Raw genomic sequence first — 16,992 nt, 5'->3', positions numbered from 1 at the left:
GGCTTTCCCGATGAAAGACGCTCCGGTGCCCCCTGCTGACCACGAGAAAAGGCCGAACGATTGACCGGAATGCCCCAGACCCCACTGCTCGACCGGGTGAATTTCCCCTCCGATCTCAAGGAGATCGACGATCGCGACCTGCCGGAACTGGCACGGGAACTGCGCGACGAGATGATCGACGCGGTGTCGAAGACCGGTGGCCATCTGGGTGCCGGCCTTGGCGTGGTGGAATTGACCATTGCCATTCACAAGGTCTTCAACACGCCCGAAGACCGGCTGATCTTCGATGTCGGCCATCAATGTTATCCGCACAAGATCCTGACCGGCCGGCGCGACCGCATTCGCACGCTGCGGCAGGAAGGCGGGCTTTCCGGTTTCACGCGTCGTGCGGAAAGCGACTATGACGATTTCGGCGCGGGCCATTCCTCCACCTCCATTTCCGCCGGTCTCGGCATGGCCGTGGCGGCGGGTCTGGATCAGAGCGACCGTAAGGTGATCGCCGTCATCGGCGACGGCTCGATGTCGGCGGGCATGGCGTTCGAAGCGCTCAACAATGCCGGCGCGCTCGATGCGCGGCTGATCGTCATCCTCAACGACAACGACATGTCGATTGCGCCGCCGACGGGCGCGATGAGCGCCTATCTGGCGCGCCTCGCCTCCGGCCGCACCTATATGGGCTTCCGCGATTTCGGCAAGAAACTGACGGCCTATCTCGGCAAGACCATCGACCGCGCCATTACCCGCGCCGTGACCCATGCGCGCGGTTACGTGACCGGCGGCACGCTGTTCGAGGAGCTTGGTTTCTATCACATCGGCCCAATCGACGGTCATTCCTTCGATCACCTGCTGCCGGTGCTGCGCAATGTGCGCGACAACCAGAAAGGCCCTGTCCTCATCCATGTGGTGACGCAGAAGGGCAAGGGTTATGCGCCGGCGGAAGCCGCGGCCGACAAATATCACGGCGTCAACAAATTCGACGTCATCACCGGCGCGCAGGCGAAAGCCAAGCCGAATGCGCCGAGCTATACCAGCGTCTTCGCCGAAGCGCTGATCCAGGAAGCAACGCTCGACGACAAGATCATCGGCGTCACCGCCGCCATGCCGAACGGCACGGGCCTCGACAAGATGGCCGAGCTTTTCCCGTCCCGCACCTTCGATGTCGGCATTGCCGAGCAACATGCCGTCACCTTTGCGGCGGGGCTTGCGGCTGATGGTTACAAGCCGTTCTGCGCGCTTTATTCCACCTTCCTGCAACGCGGTTACGACCAGCTGGTGCATGATGTGGCGATCCAGAGCCTGCCCGTGCGTTTCCCCATCGACCGCGCCGGTTTCGTCGGTGCGGATGGGCCGACCCATGCCGGCTCCTTCGATACGACCTTCCTTGCCACCCTGCCCGGCATGGTGGTGATGGCGGCGGCCGACGAGGCCGAGCTGAAACATATGGTGCGCACGGCAGCGGCCTATGACGAAGGCCCGATTTCCTTCCGTTACCCGCGCGGCGAAGGTGTGGGCATCGAGATGCCCGCACGAGGCGAGATTCTTGAGATCGGCAAGGGCCGCATCATCAAGGAAGGCACCAAGGTTGCGCTGCTCTCCTTCGGCACGCGCCTTGCGGAATGCCTGGCGGCGGCCGAAGACCTTGAAGCGGCCGGCCTTTCCACGACGGTCGCCGATGCACGCTTCGCCAAGCCGCTCGATCTCGATCTCATCCGCCAGCTGGCCAGCCATCACGAGGTGCTGGTGACCATCGAAGAAGGCTCCGTCGGCGGTTTCGGCGCACATGTTCTGCATTTCATGGCGAGCGCCGGCCTGCTCGACCATGGCCCGAAGGTCCGGACGCTGACCCTGCCCGACCAGTGGGTGGAGCAGGCAAAACCAGAGACCATGTATGCCAATGCCGGCCTCGACCGGGCCGGCATCGTTTCCACCGTGTTTAATGCGCTCGGCCAGCGTCAGGCCGGCGTCGGTTTCGCCGGCTGACACGATTGCCGGGACAGGAGGCGGGACGATCCCGCCTCTTTCTCAGGATGCAGCGCCGTCGAGAAAACCGACGACATTTTCGATCCGCCCCTCGGCATTCAGGCTGACGACGTCGGTACCACCCGCAACATCGTCCCCCTCAGGCGAAATCAGACGCCATGAGAAACGGGTGAAGTTGCCGTGGCCGTCCGGGGTGCCTGTGAGCACGAAACGATATCCCGGAAACTTCTGCCGCGCCGCCTCGATCATCGCAGCGATCCCCTGCTGCCCCTCACCCTGCATCAGCGGATCGACATAGCGCGTATTTTCTGACCACGCCTGACCGACGAGATGCCTGCGGCGTTCATTGTCCTCTTCGTTCCAGGCTGCGAGATAGGTTTCGGCGATTGCGAGATGCTGCGTCATGATTGCGCTCCTTCTGGTTGACGGCCCAAACATGCCGGCGGTCGGGAAGCGGAACAATTACCTCAGAGGTAATCGCATTGCCGCTCTCTTCTGCTAGGCTGCGGGCATGACACATCATCGAGAACATGTCGGCCAGGTGCTGAAGGAATGGCGTGCGCGCCGCAGGTTGAGCCAGCTCGATTTGGCGATGGAGGCGGATATATCCGCGCGCCATCTGAGTTTCGTGGAAAGCGGGCGATCATCCCCCAGCCGCGAGATGCTCGCGAAACTGGCGGAGCAGCTTTACATGCCCGCCCGCGCCGCCAACCGGCTGATGCTGGCGGCCGGTTATGCGCCTGTTCATTCCGAACGGCCGATGGATGCGCCTGATATGGCGGCGGCCCGGCAGGCGGTCGAAACTGTGGTGCATGGGCATATGCCCTTCCCCGCCCTTGCCGTTGACCGGCACTGGAACGTCGTTCTCGCCAATAGGGCGATCACATCGCTTCTGGCCGGCGTTTCCGAAGAGCTGCTTCGCCCGCCGCTCAACGCCTTGAGGCTGAGCCTGCATCCGCTGGGCCTGAGTTCGCGCATCGTCAATCTTGCCGAATGGCGTCATCACCTGCTGGAACGCCTGCGTCGTCAGGTCGAAGAGACGGGAGACGAGGTGCTTTCCCGGCTGCATGCGGAGCTTGCGGCCTATCCTGCGCCAAAGGTCCCGCCGCATGCGGCCGGGACCGATCCGCTGGCCATACCGCTCCAGCTTCGCGATCCGTCATCGGGCGCAGTCCTGAGCTTTATTTCAACCACCACGGTTTTCGGAACGGCCACAGACGTCACGCTGTCCGAACTGGTGCTGGAATGTTTTTACCCCGCCGACGCGGCAACCCGCGAAGCACTGATGCAAGGCACCAAGGAGTAAGACCCGTGCACACCACCTATCTCATCGGCTTTCAGGTGCGCCCCGGCCAGCGCGAGCGCTTTCTCGAATTGCTGAATGCGCTGCTCGACGCCATGCGGCACGAAAAGACCTTCGTGAACGCAACCCTGCACCGGGACGGTGAAAACGAGAACCGCTTCCTGCTGCACGAGACCTGGAGCGACCATCAGGACGTCATCGACGTTCAGATTCACCGGCCCTATCGGCAGGCATGGCACGATGCCCTGCCCGAGCTTCTCGACGCCCCGCGCGATATTTCCGTCTGGCACCCCATGCGGGCGGATCACGCCGCATAGCGACACGGACGATGGGAAAGCCGCGCGCCTATCCTTTGCGCGGCGCTAGGATTTTCGCGACAATATCCGCGGTTCGCCGATTTTGAACCAGGCCCTGGCGATCCTGTCGTTCTCAACTTCATAGATGCAGGCAACGTCGACCTCTCCCTTTCCTTCCGGAAAGTTCCGGGTGACCGTTTCATGGTCGATGACGACATTGCCAACGACAATGCGCGTCAGCAGTTTCCCATAGAGATCCGGCTCCTTGAAGCGCTCGATGTGGCGTTCTCGAATCTCTGCCGCGCTTCCTGCCAGAAGCGTCGCCGGGAAAGCGTAATACTGGCAATCATCCGCCCACCAGAGCATGAAGGCATCGATGTCACGGGCATTGTAGGCCTCAAGCTGCTTTTGTACCGGCAGTTCGATTTCACTATTCAAAACGCACCTCTTCAAAAAACGACATGGCGAAATGACTTCCTAGACGAGTGAATGTCCCGCATTGAAGGGCTCCGGTTAAAGCCTGATGGCCGTTTCCTCTTTCGCCGTCTTGATGACGACCATGGTGACAAAGCGCGCGACATTGTGCTGGTCGCGGAAGAGCCTGTCGCACAGGGCGTCGAATTCTTCCATATCCCGCAGGCGCAGCATCAGCACGACATCGGTTGCGCCGGTGACGGCATAGGCCTGCGACACGGCCTCTTCGGCACTCGCAATATCCAGAAAGCGGCGCATATGCTGCTCGCCGTGCAATTTCAGCTCCACCGTCACCAGAGCCTTGATCACCCGTCCCGCCTTTGCGGGGTTGAGGATCGCCACGATGCGGTCGATCACGCCAGACTTGTGCAGCCGCTGCAGGCGGCGCAGGCAACTGGATGGAGACAGCCCGACTTCATCGGCCATATCCACATTGGTGCGCGACGCATCGTTCTGCAAAAGGTTCAGAAGTTTTCGGTCGATCCGATCCATGCCGGCAGCATATCGCGCACCGCCATATTTGCAATAAAATTGCATGAAACTGCAATCTTTGACCGCAAATGCGAAGGGGCCGGGATTAGTGAATGGGAACAACCTTCAGGGAGTCTCACATGTCACTTTTCCTGCCCGTCTGGCAAAAAACGCGGGAAACGCTTGCAATCTATTGGGTGCTTGTGCGGATCACGGTTCCAATCGCCATTCTGACCGAGCTGTTGTCGAGGATGGGCGCGATCGAGGCGGTGGCGCCTGCCTTTGCGCCGGTCATGAACCTCGTCGGGCTGCCGCCGGAGCTTGGTCTTGCCTGGCTGACCGCAATGCTGGTCGGCATATGGGGTGCGGTGCCGCTCATCTTCACGCTTGTGCCCGCATCGTCACTCACCGTTGCGGATATCACCGTTTTTTCGGCACTCATCCTGTTCGCCCATGGCCTGCCCATCGAACAGAAGATCATTGAAAAAGCGGGACCGGGCATGATCGTCACCACGGCGCTGCGCGTCGGCGGCGGATTGTTGTATGCCTTCATGCTGCATCACGTTCTGGAGGCGATGGGATGGCTGTCCGCGCCGGTAACCCCCGCCTGGATTGCGATGAGCGCCACGCCTGAATGGACCGCCTATTTCCTCGGCCTCGGGGAAACCATGGTCTGGATGCTCGTCATCCTGCTTGCACTTTCCCTTTGCCTTGAAATCCTAAGACTGACGGGCCTGCTGGCGCTGATGATGAAAGCGCTCTCGCCCCTGCTGCGTCTTGCGGGCATTCGCGGCGAGGCCGAACATCTCACCGCCATCGGCTTGTTCCTCGGAATTTCCTACGGCGCCGGCTTCCTGATCCGTGAGGCGCAATCGGGGACGATCTCGCCGCGTCAGGTGTTTCTGTCCTGCGTGTTCATGGGTTTTGCCCATAGCGTGATCGAGGACACGCTCGTGGTGATGTCGCTTGGCGCGGATGTCTATGGCGTTCTGGCCGGGCGGCTTGTTTTCGCCATTGCCGCGACCGCCGGCATTGCCGCCCTGCTTCACCGCCTGTCGGATGAGCTGTTCTTTGCGCGGATGTTCCGACTACAGGGCACATAGAGCATTTCCAGGAAAAGTGGACCCCGGTTTTCCGTCCGGAAATGCGCCAAAACAAAGAGTTAGAGTGTTTTCGCGATTCGAAGAAAAGCGAAAAAACTCTAAGCGGCGTTTCCCGTCTGAAAAGACCGATGCAAAAAGGGGGCCTTTCGGCCCCCAATCCATAGGTTCAATCAGAAAGCCCGGCTCAGAACTCCGTCCAATCCTGATCCTTGGCAGCCGGCGCTTCGGCGGCACCGCCGAAGGCGCGGGCGAGGCTCTGGCCAAGGGCACGGGCCGGCGAGGCGACAGGCCTTGCGGCTGCGGAGGCCGATTTTACCGGCGCCTTGCGGGCCGGTGCGGCCGGCGCGGGCTGGAAAGCGGGTCTGGCGGAAGACTGGCGCGGCGCGGAATAGCCGCCGGCACTGGCAACGGCAGCGCGTGCGCCATCCATTCTGAACTGGCCGAGCAGGCTGTTCAGCGCTCCCGCTTCGCGGGCCAGCGAATGGCTGGCGGCGGTCTGCTGTTCCACCATGGCGGCATTCTGCTGGGTGCCCTGGTCCATGGTGTTCACGGCCGTGTTGATTTCCTGCAGGCCGGTCGCCTGTTCGCGGGCAGCGACGACGATGGCGCTGACATGGGCATTGATCTCTTCGACTTCCGCAACGATGAGTTCAAGAGCCTTGCCGGTCTCGTCGACCAGATTGACGCCGTTTTCCACCTGCTGGCTGGAAGCGCCGATCAGCGTCTTGATTTCCTTGGCGGCATTGGCGGAACGCTGGGCGAGTTCGCGGACTTCCTGAGCAACCACCGCAAAGCCCTTGCCAGCATCACCGGCGCGTGCTGCTTCGACGCCGGCGTTCAGCGCCAGCAGGTTGGTCTGGAAGGCAATATCGTCGATGACGCCGATGATATTGCCGATTTCGCCCGAGGACTTCTCGATTTCGCGCATGGCGGCGACCGCCTTGCGAACCACGACACCGGACTTTTCCGCACCGGCGCGGGCGCGCTGGACCAGATTGCCGGCATCTTCCGCGCCGCGGGCGCTATCGCGCACCGTGGTGGTGACTTCTTCCAGCGCTGCGGCGGTTTCCTCGATGGAGGCCGCCTGCTGCTCGGTGCGGCGCGACAGGTCGTCGGCGGCGGAGAGCATTTCCGAAGCGCCGGCATTGATCGCGGCTGCGTTCTCGCCGACCGTGCGCAGCGCCTGCTGGAGTTTTTCGACGGCGCTGTTGAAATTCACTCGAACCGGATCGATGGCGGGCGCAAAGGGCGTCTCGATGCGATAGGAAAGATCGCCATCCGCGAGAGCGGCAAGGCCCTTGCCAAGCTCGGCGCTGGCAAAAGCGCTGGCGGCTTCGTCCTTGGCCTTTTCTTCCTCGTTGCGGCGGCGTTCAGCCTCCGTCGCGGAGCGCATGCGGTCGGTCTCGCCGGCAAGGCGGGATTTTTCCAGCCCGGCTTCCTTGAAGACCAGAACGGCCTTCGCCATCTTGCCGACTTCATCGCCACGATCCGTGGCGGGAACTTCCGTCGTCAGATCGCCATCGGCAAGCCGGCTCATCGCCGCCGTCATGCCAACGATGGGCGTGACGATGGAGCGCGACAGCGCCCAGATCAGGGCAACGGCGAGAAGACCGGCAACGGCGCCGCCACCCAGAAGCGCATATTTCAGGTTCAATGCGGCTGCCTGCTGTTCTGCCGCGTAAGCGGTGGACAGGCCGTTCAGCTGCTCCTTGATCTTGGCGGCGGAGGCGCGGAAGCCATCGAGCTGGCCCTTGGCCTGATTGCGGCCGATCTCGATGATTTCGGAAATCGGCGCTTCGGTCGTCTTGCGTGCGGCGATCTGCGGTTCCGCCAGTTCCTTGAAGAACACGGTGGCGGATTTCTGCATGTCGTCGATGGATGTCAGAATGTCCGGCCGGCCGACAGCCAGCGCGCGGGCTTCGTCCAGCTTCTTCAGCATCAGGTCGCGCTGGGCGAATACATCGTTGTAGGTGCTGTCGCTGCGGAACAGCAGGAAGCCGCGCTGATTGACGGCCTGCTCCAGCATGGCTGCCGTAGCACCATCCACGGCCTGGATGATATCCTTCGTGCGGTTGTTTTCGATCGTGACACGCTCGCTCCCCAGCGTCTGCCAGAATACGACCGCGGAAGCGAGCAGGCACACGCTCATCAAGGCACAGAAGGTGGCTATGAGCTTCAGATTGATGGGGAGGTTTTTAAGCGACATCGCAAACTCTCTCGGCGACCCGATGCCTCGAAGCAAGCGTCTGCGCTGCAACGGCCGCAATTTTGTGGATGGGAGGAGATGCCGTCATGGCAGGTTCCGGTGGCCGCACGGGCCTTGTGCACAAAGTGCAATACAAGCCTTTATATTGGATTAATCGAACATTCTGACTTTGCGGTGCAACATCAATGGGCGACAGCGGGCATCGCCGGCCCGTTTCAGCGATAAATCGCTTGCATCGGCGGAGTTTGGCGGTCATTGACACGGGACCATGTCCAAAACATCTGAAAATGAACGGCTTGACCAGCTTCTCGTGTCGCTCGGCCACTTCGCCAGCCGCTCGCGTGCGCGCGACGCGGTTGCGCGCGGCACCGTGAGCGTCAACGGTAAAACCGTCACCAAACCGAGCCAGACCGTCGCCGGCGATGCCGAAATCGCCATCAGCGATCCCGCGCAGGCCTATGTCTCGCGCGCAGCGCTGAAGCTCGTGGCCGCGCTCGATCATTTCCGGCTCGACCCGTCTGGCCATGACTGTCTCGATGTCGGCGCTTCGACCGGCGGTTTCACCGAGGTGCTGCTGGAGCGCGGCGCAAAACACGTCACCGCCATCGATGTCGGCCACGGGCAGATGCATGCCAGAATCGAGAACGATCCGCGCGTGACCAATCTGGAAGGGCTGAATGCGCGCTTCCTGACGACGGATGATATCGATGACCGGCCCATCGGCTTCATCGTCTCCGATGTGTCCTTCATTTCGCTGAAGCTTGCGCTTGCGCCGGCACTCGAGCTTGCGGAAGCGGGCGCGCTGGCGGTTCTGCTGGTGAAGCCGCAATTCGAGGCGGGGCGCGACGCCATCAGCAAGGCCGGGCTGTTGAAAGAACCGGAAACGGCACCTGCCGTGGCTGCCGAGCTGGAACGCTGGCTGACCGAGGACATGGGCTGGAAAAGCCTCGGCCTCATTCCCTCGCCGATTTCCGGCGGCGACGGCAATATCGAATTTCTTCTCGGAGGCGAAAAGCCATGAGCACACAGACCGTCACCATCAAGAGCCTCGGCGCGCAGGGCGACGGCATCGCGCACTGTCCCGACGGCCCGGTCTATGTGCCCTTCGCGCTGCCCGGCGAAACGGTCGCGATTGCGAAGGTGAAGGATCACGGCACCGTCATGTCGATAACGGAAGCCTCGGCGGAGCGCCGTGAACCGGCCTGCCGCCATTTCGGCCCCGATGGCAAGAACGGCACCTGCGGCGGCTGTTCGCTGCAGCATCTGTCCGACCAGCCTTACCATGCCTACAAGCGGGAGCTGGTGGTTTCGGCACTGAAATCGAAAGGCCTGACGCCGCCGGTGGACGATCTCGTCATCTGTCGCCCCGGCGAGCGCCGCCGCGCGGTGTTCGCCGCCCGCAAAACGGAAAAGGGCCTGCTGCTCGGTTTCAGCCAGGCGAACAGCCATCACATCGTCGCCATCGAGGAATGTCCCGTCACCTCGCCCGGCATCGTCTCGCGGCTGGACGCCATCCGCGCCATCGGGCTTTCCATGGTGGCGAATGCCGAACCGTTCCGCATCACCGTTCTCGAAACGCTCTCGGGTCTCGATATTTCGGTCGAAGGCATCAAGTCGGTCAGCGACAAGCAGCGGCGCACACTCACGGAAACGGTGCTTGCCATGCGCGGCATTGCCCGTGTTTCGCTCTCAGGTGAAATCCTGATCGAACCGCAAAAGCCGATCATCGAATTCGGCGGCGTTGCGGTTTCCCCGCCGGCCGGCAGTTTCACGCAGGCGACGAAACAGGCGGAAGACGCCATGGCCGAGCTGGTGCTTGGCCATATCGGCAAATCGAAGCGCATTGCCGATCTCTTCTGCGGTTCCGGCACCTTCGCGCTGAGGCTCGCACGCATCGGCAAGGTGCATGCGGTGGAAGCGGAAGACAAGCCATTGAAGGCCGTGGACTTCGCCGCCCGCAACACACAGGGCCTGAAGCCGGTGAGCGTCGAGAAACGCGACCTCTTCCGCCGGCCGCTGATGACAAGCGAACTGAAGAATTACGATGCTGTCGTGTTCGATCCGCCGCGCGCCGGTGCGGAATTCCAGTGCAAGGAACTGGCCCGCAGCACGGTGAAGAAGATCGTTGCGGTGAGCTGCAACCCGCTGACGCTTGCGCGCGATCTTACCATCCTCACGGAAGGCGGCTATCGCATCACCCGCGTCACACCGGTCGACCAGTTCCTCTGGTCGCCGCATGTGGAAGCCGTGGCGACGCTGGAGAAATAATCACCAGGCCGTATCGACCGTGCCGTTACCGACCACGCCCGAGCAGCGGCAGGCGCCGCCCACACGGCCCCGCTCGATGGGGCAGACATAGGGCCGGCGGCGATTGGCGCTCTCCGGCGGGGTGATGACGCAGACGAAACGGGCGCGGCGCTGGCGGTCGCGGCCGGAATAATAATCCGAGCCATCGTCTTCGGTAATGACGGATTGCGCCAGAATGACATTGCTAGCGGAAGCCGCCGGAGGGCGCGTTATCGCCGCCGCTTCGGTGACAGTGGCGGCGCAGAGGAAGATGGACAGGGCGAACACGACGTGACGCATGCGGGTGGCTTTCGGGCGTAGAGCTTGTACGATCCGGTCTTGGTCGGACCGATTTGATCGACCATACATAATCCGCCTTCGCAAGCACAGTGGCTTCAAACTTTCGACGATGCCGCCGGCTTCTTCTCCCCGTCGGGGCGAAGGTGGCCCGAAGGGTCGGATGAGGGGGCTACGTTGCCGAATATCTTTACCCTCGCCCTCTCATCCCGCTGCCGCGGACTTCTCCCCGGCGGGGAGAAGAAACAAGCGGCGGGCTTCCCGATTCCCGCGGCACTCAGCGACGCATGAATGCCTCGAAGGCGGCGCGCGCTTCGGCGCTTTGCAGCTGCGCGATGAAATGGCGGCCTTCCTCTTCGATGCGGGCGAGAAGATCGTCCGGATTGCCGCGAACCAGATCGCGGGCGATCTTCAGCGCCTGCTGCGGTTTGGCTGCAAGCCGGGTGGCAAGCGCCAGCGTTTCGCTCTCCACATGTTCAGGGGCGACGACTTTCCAGATCATTCCGGCCTGCAATGCCTGCTCTGCGGAAAAACCTTCGCCCATGGCAAGCAGCGCAAAGGCGCGCTGGTGTCCCATGAGTTTCGGCACGAGCAGGCTGGAAGCCGCTTCCGGCACCAGAGCGAGATCCACGAATGGGGTCTTGAACAGGCTGCGGCTGGAGGCGACCGTCAGGTCGCAATGCAGGTTCAGCGTCGTGCCGATGCCGATGGCGAGCCCGTCGACGCCGGATACCATGGGCTTTTCGAAAGCGACGAGCGCTTTCAGAAGCTCGAGCGCGGCAAGCTTGCCCTTTCCGCCCGACATGGCGAAGGCCAGAAAATCGGCCATGTCGTTACCGGCGGAGAAGCAGCCTTCCGTGCCGAGAAAGGCGACGACGCGAATTTCCGGGTCCGCATTGGCGGCATGCAGGGCGTCTGCCATGCGCAGATACATGGCATCGGTGATGGCGTTTTTCTTGTCCGGCCGGTTGAAGCGGATGGTCAAGACTTCCGGCGCATGGCCGACGCGCTCGACGAGAATGTGTTCGTCCGACATCTGAGCCTCCTCAAGCCAATACGGTGCGGGCGGCGGCAAGGCTTGCCGCGCCTGATATAACGCGGTCCTTCAGCGCCACCGTTTCCGCCAGCAGATTTTCCGCAGCAAAACGGCAAAGGGCTGCGCGATGTCCGCCCCTGCCATCGTCGACGGCGGCCAATGCGCCCTTGGCGAGATAGGCGCCAGTGAGCGCCAGGCCGAAGAGGCGCTGATAGGGCGTCGCGCCGGCGAGCGCGGTTTCGGTTTCGCCCGCCTTGATGCGGTGCAGCAGCCAGTCGGTCGCCGTCTCCAGATCGCCAAGGCTCGCTTCGAGATAACGGCCGGTCTCGCCGAGATCGGCGCGGTTCGACGCGGCTGTACGGGCGGCGATCTCGCGCAGTTCGGCGATGAAACCACGCACCTGCGCGCCTTCGGAGAGCGGCAGCTTGCGCAGCACCAGATCGATGGCCTGAATGCCGTTGGTGCCTTCATAGATCGGCGCGATTCGGGCATCGCGCAGATAACGCGCCGCGCCGGTTTCCTCGATGAAGCCCATGCCGCCATGCACCTGAATGCCCATGGAGGCGACATCGACGCCGGCATCGGTGGAGAAGGATTTGGCGATGGGTGTCAAAAGGGCAGCGCGCTCCTGCCAGTGAGCGCGCTGCCGGGCGTCTTCAGTCGCATGCGCCATGTCGATGGCGTGCGCGCAGCTGAAGGAAATCGCCCGCGACCCTTGAGTGAGCGCCTTCATCGTCAGAAGCGTTCTGGCGATATCCGGGTGCTCGATGATCGGGCTCATGCCGGAGCCTTGCCAGCCGGGCGCCTTGCCCTGCGTGCGCTCCCTGGCATATTCGATAGCCTTCTGGGTCGCCGCTTCGCAGATCGCCACGCCCTGCATGCCGACCGCAAGGCGGGCGTTGTTCATCATGGTGAACATGCAGGCGAGACCCTTGTTCTCCTCGCCGATCAACCAGCCGAGAGCGCCCTTCCCTTCGCCGAATTTGCCGTCGCCGAAGATCATCGTGCAGGTGGGCGAGCCGTGAATACCCAGCTTGTGCTCCAGAGAGTGGCAGAACAGATCGTTGCGGCTGCCCGGCGCGCCATTGTCATCGGGCAGGAATTTCGGCACGAGGAAAAGCGAGATGCCGCGCGTGCCGGCCGGCGCATCCGGCAGGCGGGCGAGAACGAGGTGGATGATATTGTCCGCCGCATCGTGTTCGCCCCAGGTGATGAAAATCTTCTGGCCGAAAATACGGTAGGTGCCGTCTCCATTGCGCTCCGCCCGGGTCTTCAGGACGCCGAGATCCGAACCCGCATGCGGCTCGGTGAGGTTCATCGTGCCGGTCCATTCGCCGGAGACGAGTTTCGGCAGATAGGTGCGCTTGAGGTCATCGCTGCCGTGGGCAACAAGGGCTTCCACCGCGCCCATGGTCAGCGTCGGCGCCAGCGCAAAGGCCATGGAGCCGGAATTCCACATTTCGAGCGCGGCGACATTCAGCATATGCGGCAGGTTCTGGCCGCCGAATTCTTCCGGCGCCGTCAGGCTGTTCCAGCCCGCTTCCGCCCAGCGGCGGTAAAGATCGGCCCAGCCATCCGGTGTCGTCACCTTGCCGTCGGTAAGCTTTGCGCCCTGACGGTCGCCGATCTCAGCGAGCGGCGCGACCTCTGCGGTGGCGAAACGGCCGGCTTCGTGCAGAATGGCATCGACCAGATCTTCCCCAAGGTCTCCCAGCGCACCCGTCGACAGCGCGTCTTCGAGACCCGCTACATGTTTGAGTGTAAAGGCGATATCGTCCACCGGCGCGCTATACATGCTGCCTCCTCCCGAAGCTCTGGCATCTTGCTACTGCCTTCGGGCTAAATGATTTTTACGTAAACGTCAATTTGAAAATTCCCGTCATTTCGGCGGGATTGTTATAAAACTGTCATATGAATTTGCTCAGCATGCGCTGAAAGGCGCCTCGCCGCCGCCGCTCCCACACCGGAACGACGGACGCCTCCCTCCTCCCATCCAGCCGGTCAGGACTGCCACGATGGATCTCGTAACGCCCGTTATTCCCGGCCTTGTCTGGGCCTATCAATTTCATCCCGGCACGGCCCCCTGCCGGCGGCTCGCGCCCGACGCCGGCTTTCACGAAATGGCAGAGTGCGAAGGCTTCTTCTGGCTGCATCTCAACCTCGCCGATCAGCGTGTCGCGGGTTTTCTCGAGACCATCGACGGTCTCGATCAGGCAGCACGGGCAAGCCTCACCACCCATGAGACGCATCCCTCCATCGTGGTCGATGAAAAATCGCTTTACGGCACGCTTGTCGATTTCCAGCGGGAATTCGACAAGGAAACGCGCGATTTCGGCTGGCTGCATTTTGCGGTGAGCGACCGTTTCATCATTACGACCCGCCTGCAGCCGCTGCATTCGGTGGACCGGCTGAAAGCGGCGGTCGACAAGAATTCCAACCGCTACCTCACGCCGTCGCATGTGTTCGAGGGGCTGGTGGCGGAATTCCAGCGCTCGCTCATCAATCTGGTGATGGAGACGACGGAAGAACTGAACGCCATCGAGGATATGGTCTATGACAGCGAGAACCGTGACGAACGGCGGCGTCTTGCCCCACTGCGCCGCACGGTGGTTCGCCTGCACCGGCATCTGCGCACCGTGCTGACCCTGATGCGGCGGGCTTCGGCCGCCGATGATGACGAGATGCCGAATGGTTTCGAGGATGTCGCCTCGCGCCTGATGGGCCGTCTGGAGGCTGTCGACCACGATGTCTACGCCCTGCAGGAGCGGGCAAGGCTGCTGCATGAAGAAATCGATTCCAAACTCTCGTCGGAAACCAACCGACATCTTTATATCCTGTCGCTGATGACGGCATTCCTGCTGCCGCCATCGCTGGTCACCGGTTTCTTCGGCATGAATACGGATGAGCTGCCGTTTACCGTCGGCACGGGCGGCACGCTGTCGGCCAGCATCTTCATCATGATTTCGGTTGCGCTCGCCTGGTTCGTGCTGAAGCGCGCGCGGATCTTGTGACAGCAAAAAGCCGCCCGGTGGCTACCGGACGGCTCTTTCGATTGAAGCGGCTCTATCAGCCGTAAGGCGAATAGCAGGGCTGGCGCGGGCCGTGATACGGCTGGAACGTGTTGCTATAGGCATCGTAGGAACGATAGCGGCCATAGCACCAGTTCACATGCGCGCGGCTCATGCCGCCACGATAGACCGGGCGATATTCGCGATAGACCGGGCGCGGACGATATTCCGGTACCGGGCGGTAAACTTCACGCGGCTGCGAGAGTGCGCCGCCGATGATCGCACCCGTCGCAAAGGCTGCGAGCGGGAACCAGTAACCGTCATGGTGACGATAGCCCGGACGGTAATCGCGATAACCACGGTGGCCGCGATACCAGCCGCGACGATCGCCCCAGCCGTCGCGATCACGCCAATATTGCACGTTCACGATATTCTTGCTGGCATCGTTGCCTGCGGTCTCAACGCTCTTCGGCGCGATCGGCAAAGGCATTGCTGCTTCCGCCGGAACAATCGCTCCCGCAACCACAATCGCAGAAAGACCGACAGCCAGGATATTCTTCATATAGCTTCTCATCTGACTTCCTCCATTCACGACGGTCAACAGGCCGTTCTCCGTGAATAATAACACTTTTTTATTCTCATTCGGCCAGTTTTTCGGTCTGGCTGGAACATTGCAGGTTGCAGGCTAGGCGTTTTCGCCTGAACCCAGCATTAACGATCCCATCACGCTTCGTTTACCCGATCCGGCAGCGGCAAAACAAAAGCCCGGATCAAAATCCGGGCTTTCGAAAGTCCTGTCAGCGGCTGTAAGGCGATACGCATATGCGGCGCGGACCGCTGCTCGGCTGATAGCTGTTGTCGTAAGCGCGGTAGGACCGCCAGCGGTTCTGGCACCAGGAAACGTGGCTGCCGCCATAGGTCGGACGCGGCTGCTGCATGGCGCCGCCGATGATCGCACCGGCCGCGAAGGCAGCGAGCGGGAACCAATAACCATTGTGATAACGGTAACCCGGACGACGATCGCGATAGCCGCGGTGACCGTTATAATAGCCGTCACGCGGGGGGCGCGGGCGATACATGCGGTCGCCATGCCTGCGGTCGTATCGGCGATCCCATTCACGGTACTGCACCGGCACAACATTGTCGGTCGAAACCGCCGGCTTGGGCATCGGCACAGGGACCTGGAACGCCTGCGACGGCGTAAAGCTGGTGAGGAACACGATCATCGCCGTGGCGACACTCGTTGTCCGGAAATTCATCATGGTCTTCCTCCGTTTGCTTCAGCGCGTTGGACCCGCGCTTTTTACCCACTCGCTCTTGTCGGAGATATGGGGCAGCCCCGTTTCATGCCCGAAAAGAATTCGATGACGTGCAAACGAGTTTAGAGAAATTTGGTTCCAAGACAACCATCCGGTGAAAGACCGATAAAATGAAACGCCTGCTCGTGTCAGGCTTCCACCTTTACGTCGGTCAACGGGCGTGAGCAGCAGGCGAGAATATAGCCTTCCTCGATTTCCTCATCGAGAATGCCGCCATTGTGGTTCATCTCCACCTCGCCGGAAAGCTTCAGCACCCGGCAGGTGCCGCAAATTCCCGATTCGCAGGCCGCCCCGATACGGACCCCGGCGGCGCGCGCCGTCATCAGAACCGTCTGGCCGGGCTGGCAGGGCATTTCTTTACCGGAAAGGGTGAAACCCACCATAGACAGCGCTTCGCCATCCGCACCGGTAAGCACGGCTTCACCAACAGTGACCGGCGCGGCCGGCGCGAAGCTTTCCTGATGATAGCGGCTCATGTCGAAGCCGGAGGCATCGAGCATCGAGCGGACGGCGGCCATGAACGGCTCCGGCCCGCAGCAGAAGACGGTGCGCTCCATGAAATCATGCGCGAGCAGCGCGATCTTGGCCTTGTCGACCATGCCCTTCAGCCCGGACCACAGATCGGTGCGGCCGCATTTCTCGACAATGAAGCCGAGAGACAAGTTCGGCATGAAGCGGGCGAGATATTCCAGCTCGTGACGGAAAACGATATCGCCGGGGGTACGCGAACAATTGATGAAGGCAATATCGCTCTGCGGCGCGCGGTCGCTCATGTCGCGCACCATCGACATCATCGGCGTGACGCCGGAGCCTGCCGAGATGAACAGATATTTGTCGCCGGGATGCTTGACGTAGGAAAAGTCGCCGAGCGGCCCGAGCGCCCGGATTTTCATGCCGGGCTTCAGATTGTCGAACATCCAGCGCGTGCCGATGCTGTTGGCCTGCGCCTTGACCGTGACCGACAGCGCATAGGGCCGCGACGGGCTGGAGGACAATGTGTAGGTGCGGTAAAGCGGCTCCTTGCCCACCGGCAGTTCGAGCGTGACGAACTGCCCCGGCAGATAACGGAACCAGTTCTGATCCTCCGAGCGGAACAGGAACGTCATCACATCAGGCGTCTCGGGCGTCACCGAGATGCACTCCAGAAGCTGGAGCTTGTCGCTCCATGGCTTCATCTCGTCAATATGCTTATAGGTCACAACCATATTCATCT

General features: G+C 61.9%; 17 protein-coding genes. 7 read left to right on the top strand and 10 right to left on the bottom strand.

Going from position 1 to position 16,992, the window contains the following annotated elements; all coding sequences use genetic code 11:
* Positions 1 to 60 precede the first annotated feature (60 nt).
* Positions 61 to 1,980 (top strand): 1-deoxy-D-xylulose-5-phosphate synthase, encoded by a 1,920-nt coding sequence (gene dxs / locus CFBP4996_RS02040; RefSeq protein ID WP_080852570.1) that lies wholly within the window; start codon positions 61 to 63, stop codon positions 1,978 to 1,980.
* 42 nt (positions 1,981 to 2,022) lie between these two features.
* Here dxs and CFBP4996_RS02035 read toward each other — a convergent pair whose 3' ends face one another.
* Positions 2,023 to 2,385 (bottom strand): nuclear transport factor 2 family protein, encoded by a 363-nt coding sequence (locus CFBP4996_RS02035; RefSeq protein ID WP_080852571.1) that lies wholly within the window; start codon positions 2,383 to 2,385, stop codon positions 2,023 to 2,025.
* A 106-nt stretch (positions 2,386 to 2,491) separates the two neighbouring features.
* On the opposite strand from CFBP4996_RS02035, the gene CFBP4996_RS02030 reads away from it, so the two are divergent.
* Together CFBP4996_RS02030 and CFBP4996_RS02025 are read left to right on the top strand one after the other, a co-directional pair.
* Entirely contained in the window at positions 2,492 to 3,286 is a 795-nt protein-coding gene (locus tag CFBP4996_RS02030) for a helix-turn-helix domain-containing protein (protein ID WP_080852572.1), read from the top strand.
* 5 nt (positions 3,287 to 3,291) lie between these two features.
* Positions 3,292 to 3,600: a putative quinol monooxygenase gene (locus CFBP4996_RS02025; RefSeq protein ID WP_059760809.1), complete on the top strand. Its 309-nt coding sequence runs from the start codon at positions 3,292 to 3,294 to the stop codon at positions 3,598 to 3,600.
* 45 nt (positions 3,601 to 3,645) lie between these two features.
* Here CFBP4996_RS02025 and CFBP4996_RS02020 read toward each other — a convergent pair whose 3' ends face one another.
* Positions 3,646 to 4,017, bottom strand: coding sequence for a nuclear transport factor 2 family protein (locus tag CFBP4996_RS02020; protein WP_080852573.1), 372 nt, complete (start codon positions 4,015 to 4,017; stop codon positions 3,646 to 3,648).
* 75 nt (positions 4,018 to 4,092) lie between these two features.
* Complete coding sequence (locus CFBP4996_RS02015) at positions 4,093 to 4,545, bottom strand: Lrp/AsnC family transcriptional regulator (protein WP_080853236.1); 453 nt, start codon at positions 4,543 to 4,545, stop codon at positions 4,093 to 4,095.
* Positions 4,546 to 4,664: 119 nt separating this feature from the next.
* On the opposite strand from CFBP4996_RS02015, the gene CFBP4996_RS02010 reads away from it, so the two are divergent.
* A complete protein-coding gene (locus tag CFBP4996_RS02010) occupies positions 4,665 to 5,627 on the top strand; it encodes a nucleoside recognition domain-containing protein (RefSeq protein WP_080852574.1) in 963 nt (320 codons plus the stop codon).
* Positions 5,628 to 5,811: 184 nt separating this feature from the next.
* Here CFBP4996_RS02010 and CFBP4996_RS02005 read toward each other — a convergent pair whose 3' ends face one another.
* A complete protein-coding gene (locus CFBP4996_RS02005; protein ID WP_080852575.1) occupies positions 5,812 to 7,833 on the bottom strand; it encodes a methyl-accepting chemotaxis protein in 2,022 nt (673 codons plus the stop codon).
* 268 nt (positions 7,834 to 8,101) lie between these two features.
* Here CFBP4996_RS02005 and CFBP4996_RS02000 point away from each other — a divergent pair, with 268 nt between their 5' ends.
* Positions 8,102 to 8,854 carry a TlyA family RNA methyltransferase gene (locus CFBP4996_RS02000; protein ID WP_080852576.1) on the top strand — a complete coding sequence of 251 codons (753 nt, stop codon included), beginning with the start codon at positions 8,102 to 8,104 and terminating at the stop codon, positions 8,852 to 8,854.
* Positions 8,851 to 10,101: a class I SAM-dependent RNA methyltransferase gene (locus tag CFBP4996_RS01995; RefSeq protein ID WP_080852577.1), complete on the top strand. Its 1,251-nt coding sequence runs from the start codon at positions 8,851 to 8,853 to the stop codon at positions 10,099 to 10,101. The genes CFBP4996_RS02000 and CFBP4996_RS01995 overlap by 4 nt, the downstream gene beginning before the upstream one ends.
* On the opposite strand, the gene CFBP4996_RS01990 is transcribed toward CFBP4996_RS01995, so the two are convergent.
* The 3 genes from CFBP4996_RS01990 to CFBP4996_RS01980 form a co-directional block, all read right to left on the bottom strand.
* A complete protein-coding gene (locus tag CFBP4996_RS01990) occupies positions 10,102 to 10,419 on the bottom strand; it encodes a hypothetical protein (RefSeq protein WP_080852578.1) in 318 nt (105 codons plus the stop codon).
* 274 nt (positions 10,420 to 10,693) lie between these two features.
* On the bottom strand, positions 10,694 to 11,452 hold the full coding sequence (locus CFBP4996_RS01985; RefSeq protein WP_080852579.1) for a crotonase/enoyl-CoA hydratase family protein: 759 nt from the start codon (positions 11,450 to 11,452) through the stop codon (positions 10,694 to 10,696).
* 10 nt (positions 11,453 to 11,462) lie between these two features.
* A complete protein-coding gene (locus CFBP4996_RS01980; protein WP_080852580.1) occupies positions 11,463 to 13,247 on the bottom strand; it encodes an acyl-CoA dehydrogenase in 1,785 nt (594 codons plus the stop codon).
* Positions 13,248 to 13,467: 220 nt separating this feature from the next.
* Between CFBP4996_RS01980 and CFBP4996_RS01975 the strand changes: the two genes are divergently transcribed.
* Positions 13,468 to 14,463, top strand: a complete 996-nt coding sequence (locus CFBP4996_RS01975) for a transporter (RefSeq protein ID WP_080852581.1) — start codon at positions 13,468 to 13,470, stop codon at positions 14,461 to 14,463.
* A 55-nt stretch (positions 14,464 to 14,518) separates the two neighbouring features.
* Here the strand turns inward: CFBP4996_RS01975 and CFBP4996_RS01970 are convergent, their stop codons facing one another.
* The 3 genes from CFBP4996_RS01970 to CFBP4996_RS01960 form a co-directional block, all read right to left on the bottom strand.
* A complete protein-coding gene (locus CFBP4996_RS01970) occupies positions 14,519 to 15,034 on the bottom strand; it encodes a BA14K family protein (protein WP_020808794.1) in 516 nt (171 codons plus the stop codon).
* Between the two features lie 223 nt (positions 15,035 to 15,257).
* Complete coding sequence (locus CFBP4996_RS01965) at positions 15,258 to 15,722, bottom strand: BA14K family protein (protein WP_080852582.1); 465 nt, start codon at positions 15,720 to 15,722, stop codon at positions 15,258 to 15,260.
* Positions 15,723 to 15,907: 185 nt separating this feature from the next.
* Positions 15,908 to 16,990 (bottom strand): FAD-binding oxidoreductase, encoded by a 1,083-nt coding sequence (locus CFBP4996_RS01960; RefSeq protein WP_020808792.1) that lies wholly within the window; start codon positions 16,988 to 16,990, stop codon positions 15,908 to 15,910.
* Between the last annotated feature and the right edge of the window lie 2 nt (positions 16,991 to 16,992).

The sequence above is a fragment of the Agrobacterium leguminum genome (genome assembly GCF_005144435.2).
GTDB lineage: Bacteria > Pseudomonadota > Alphaproteobacteria > Rhizobiales > Rhizobiaceae > Agrobacterium > Agrobacterium leguminum.
Note: the sequence above shows the minus strand (reverse complement) of the source record. Positions and strands in the feature narration are given on the sequence as shown.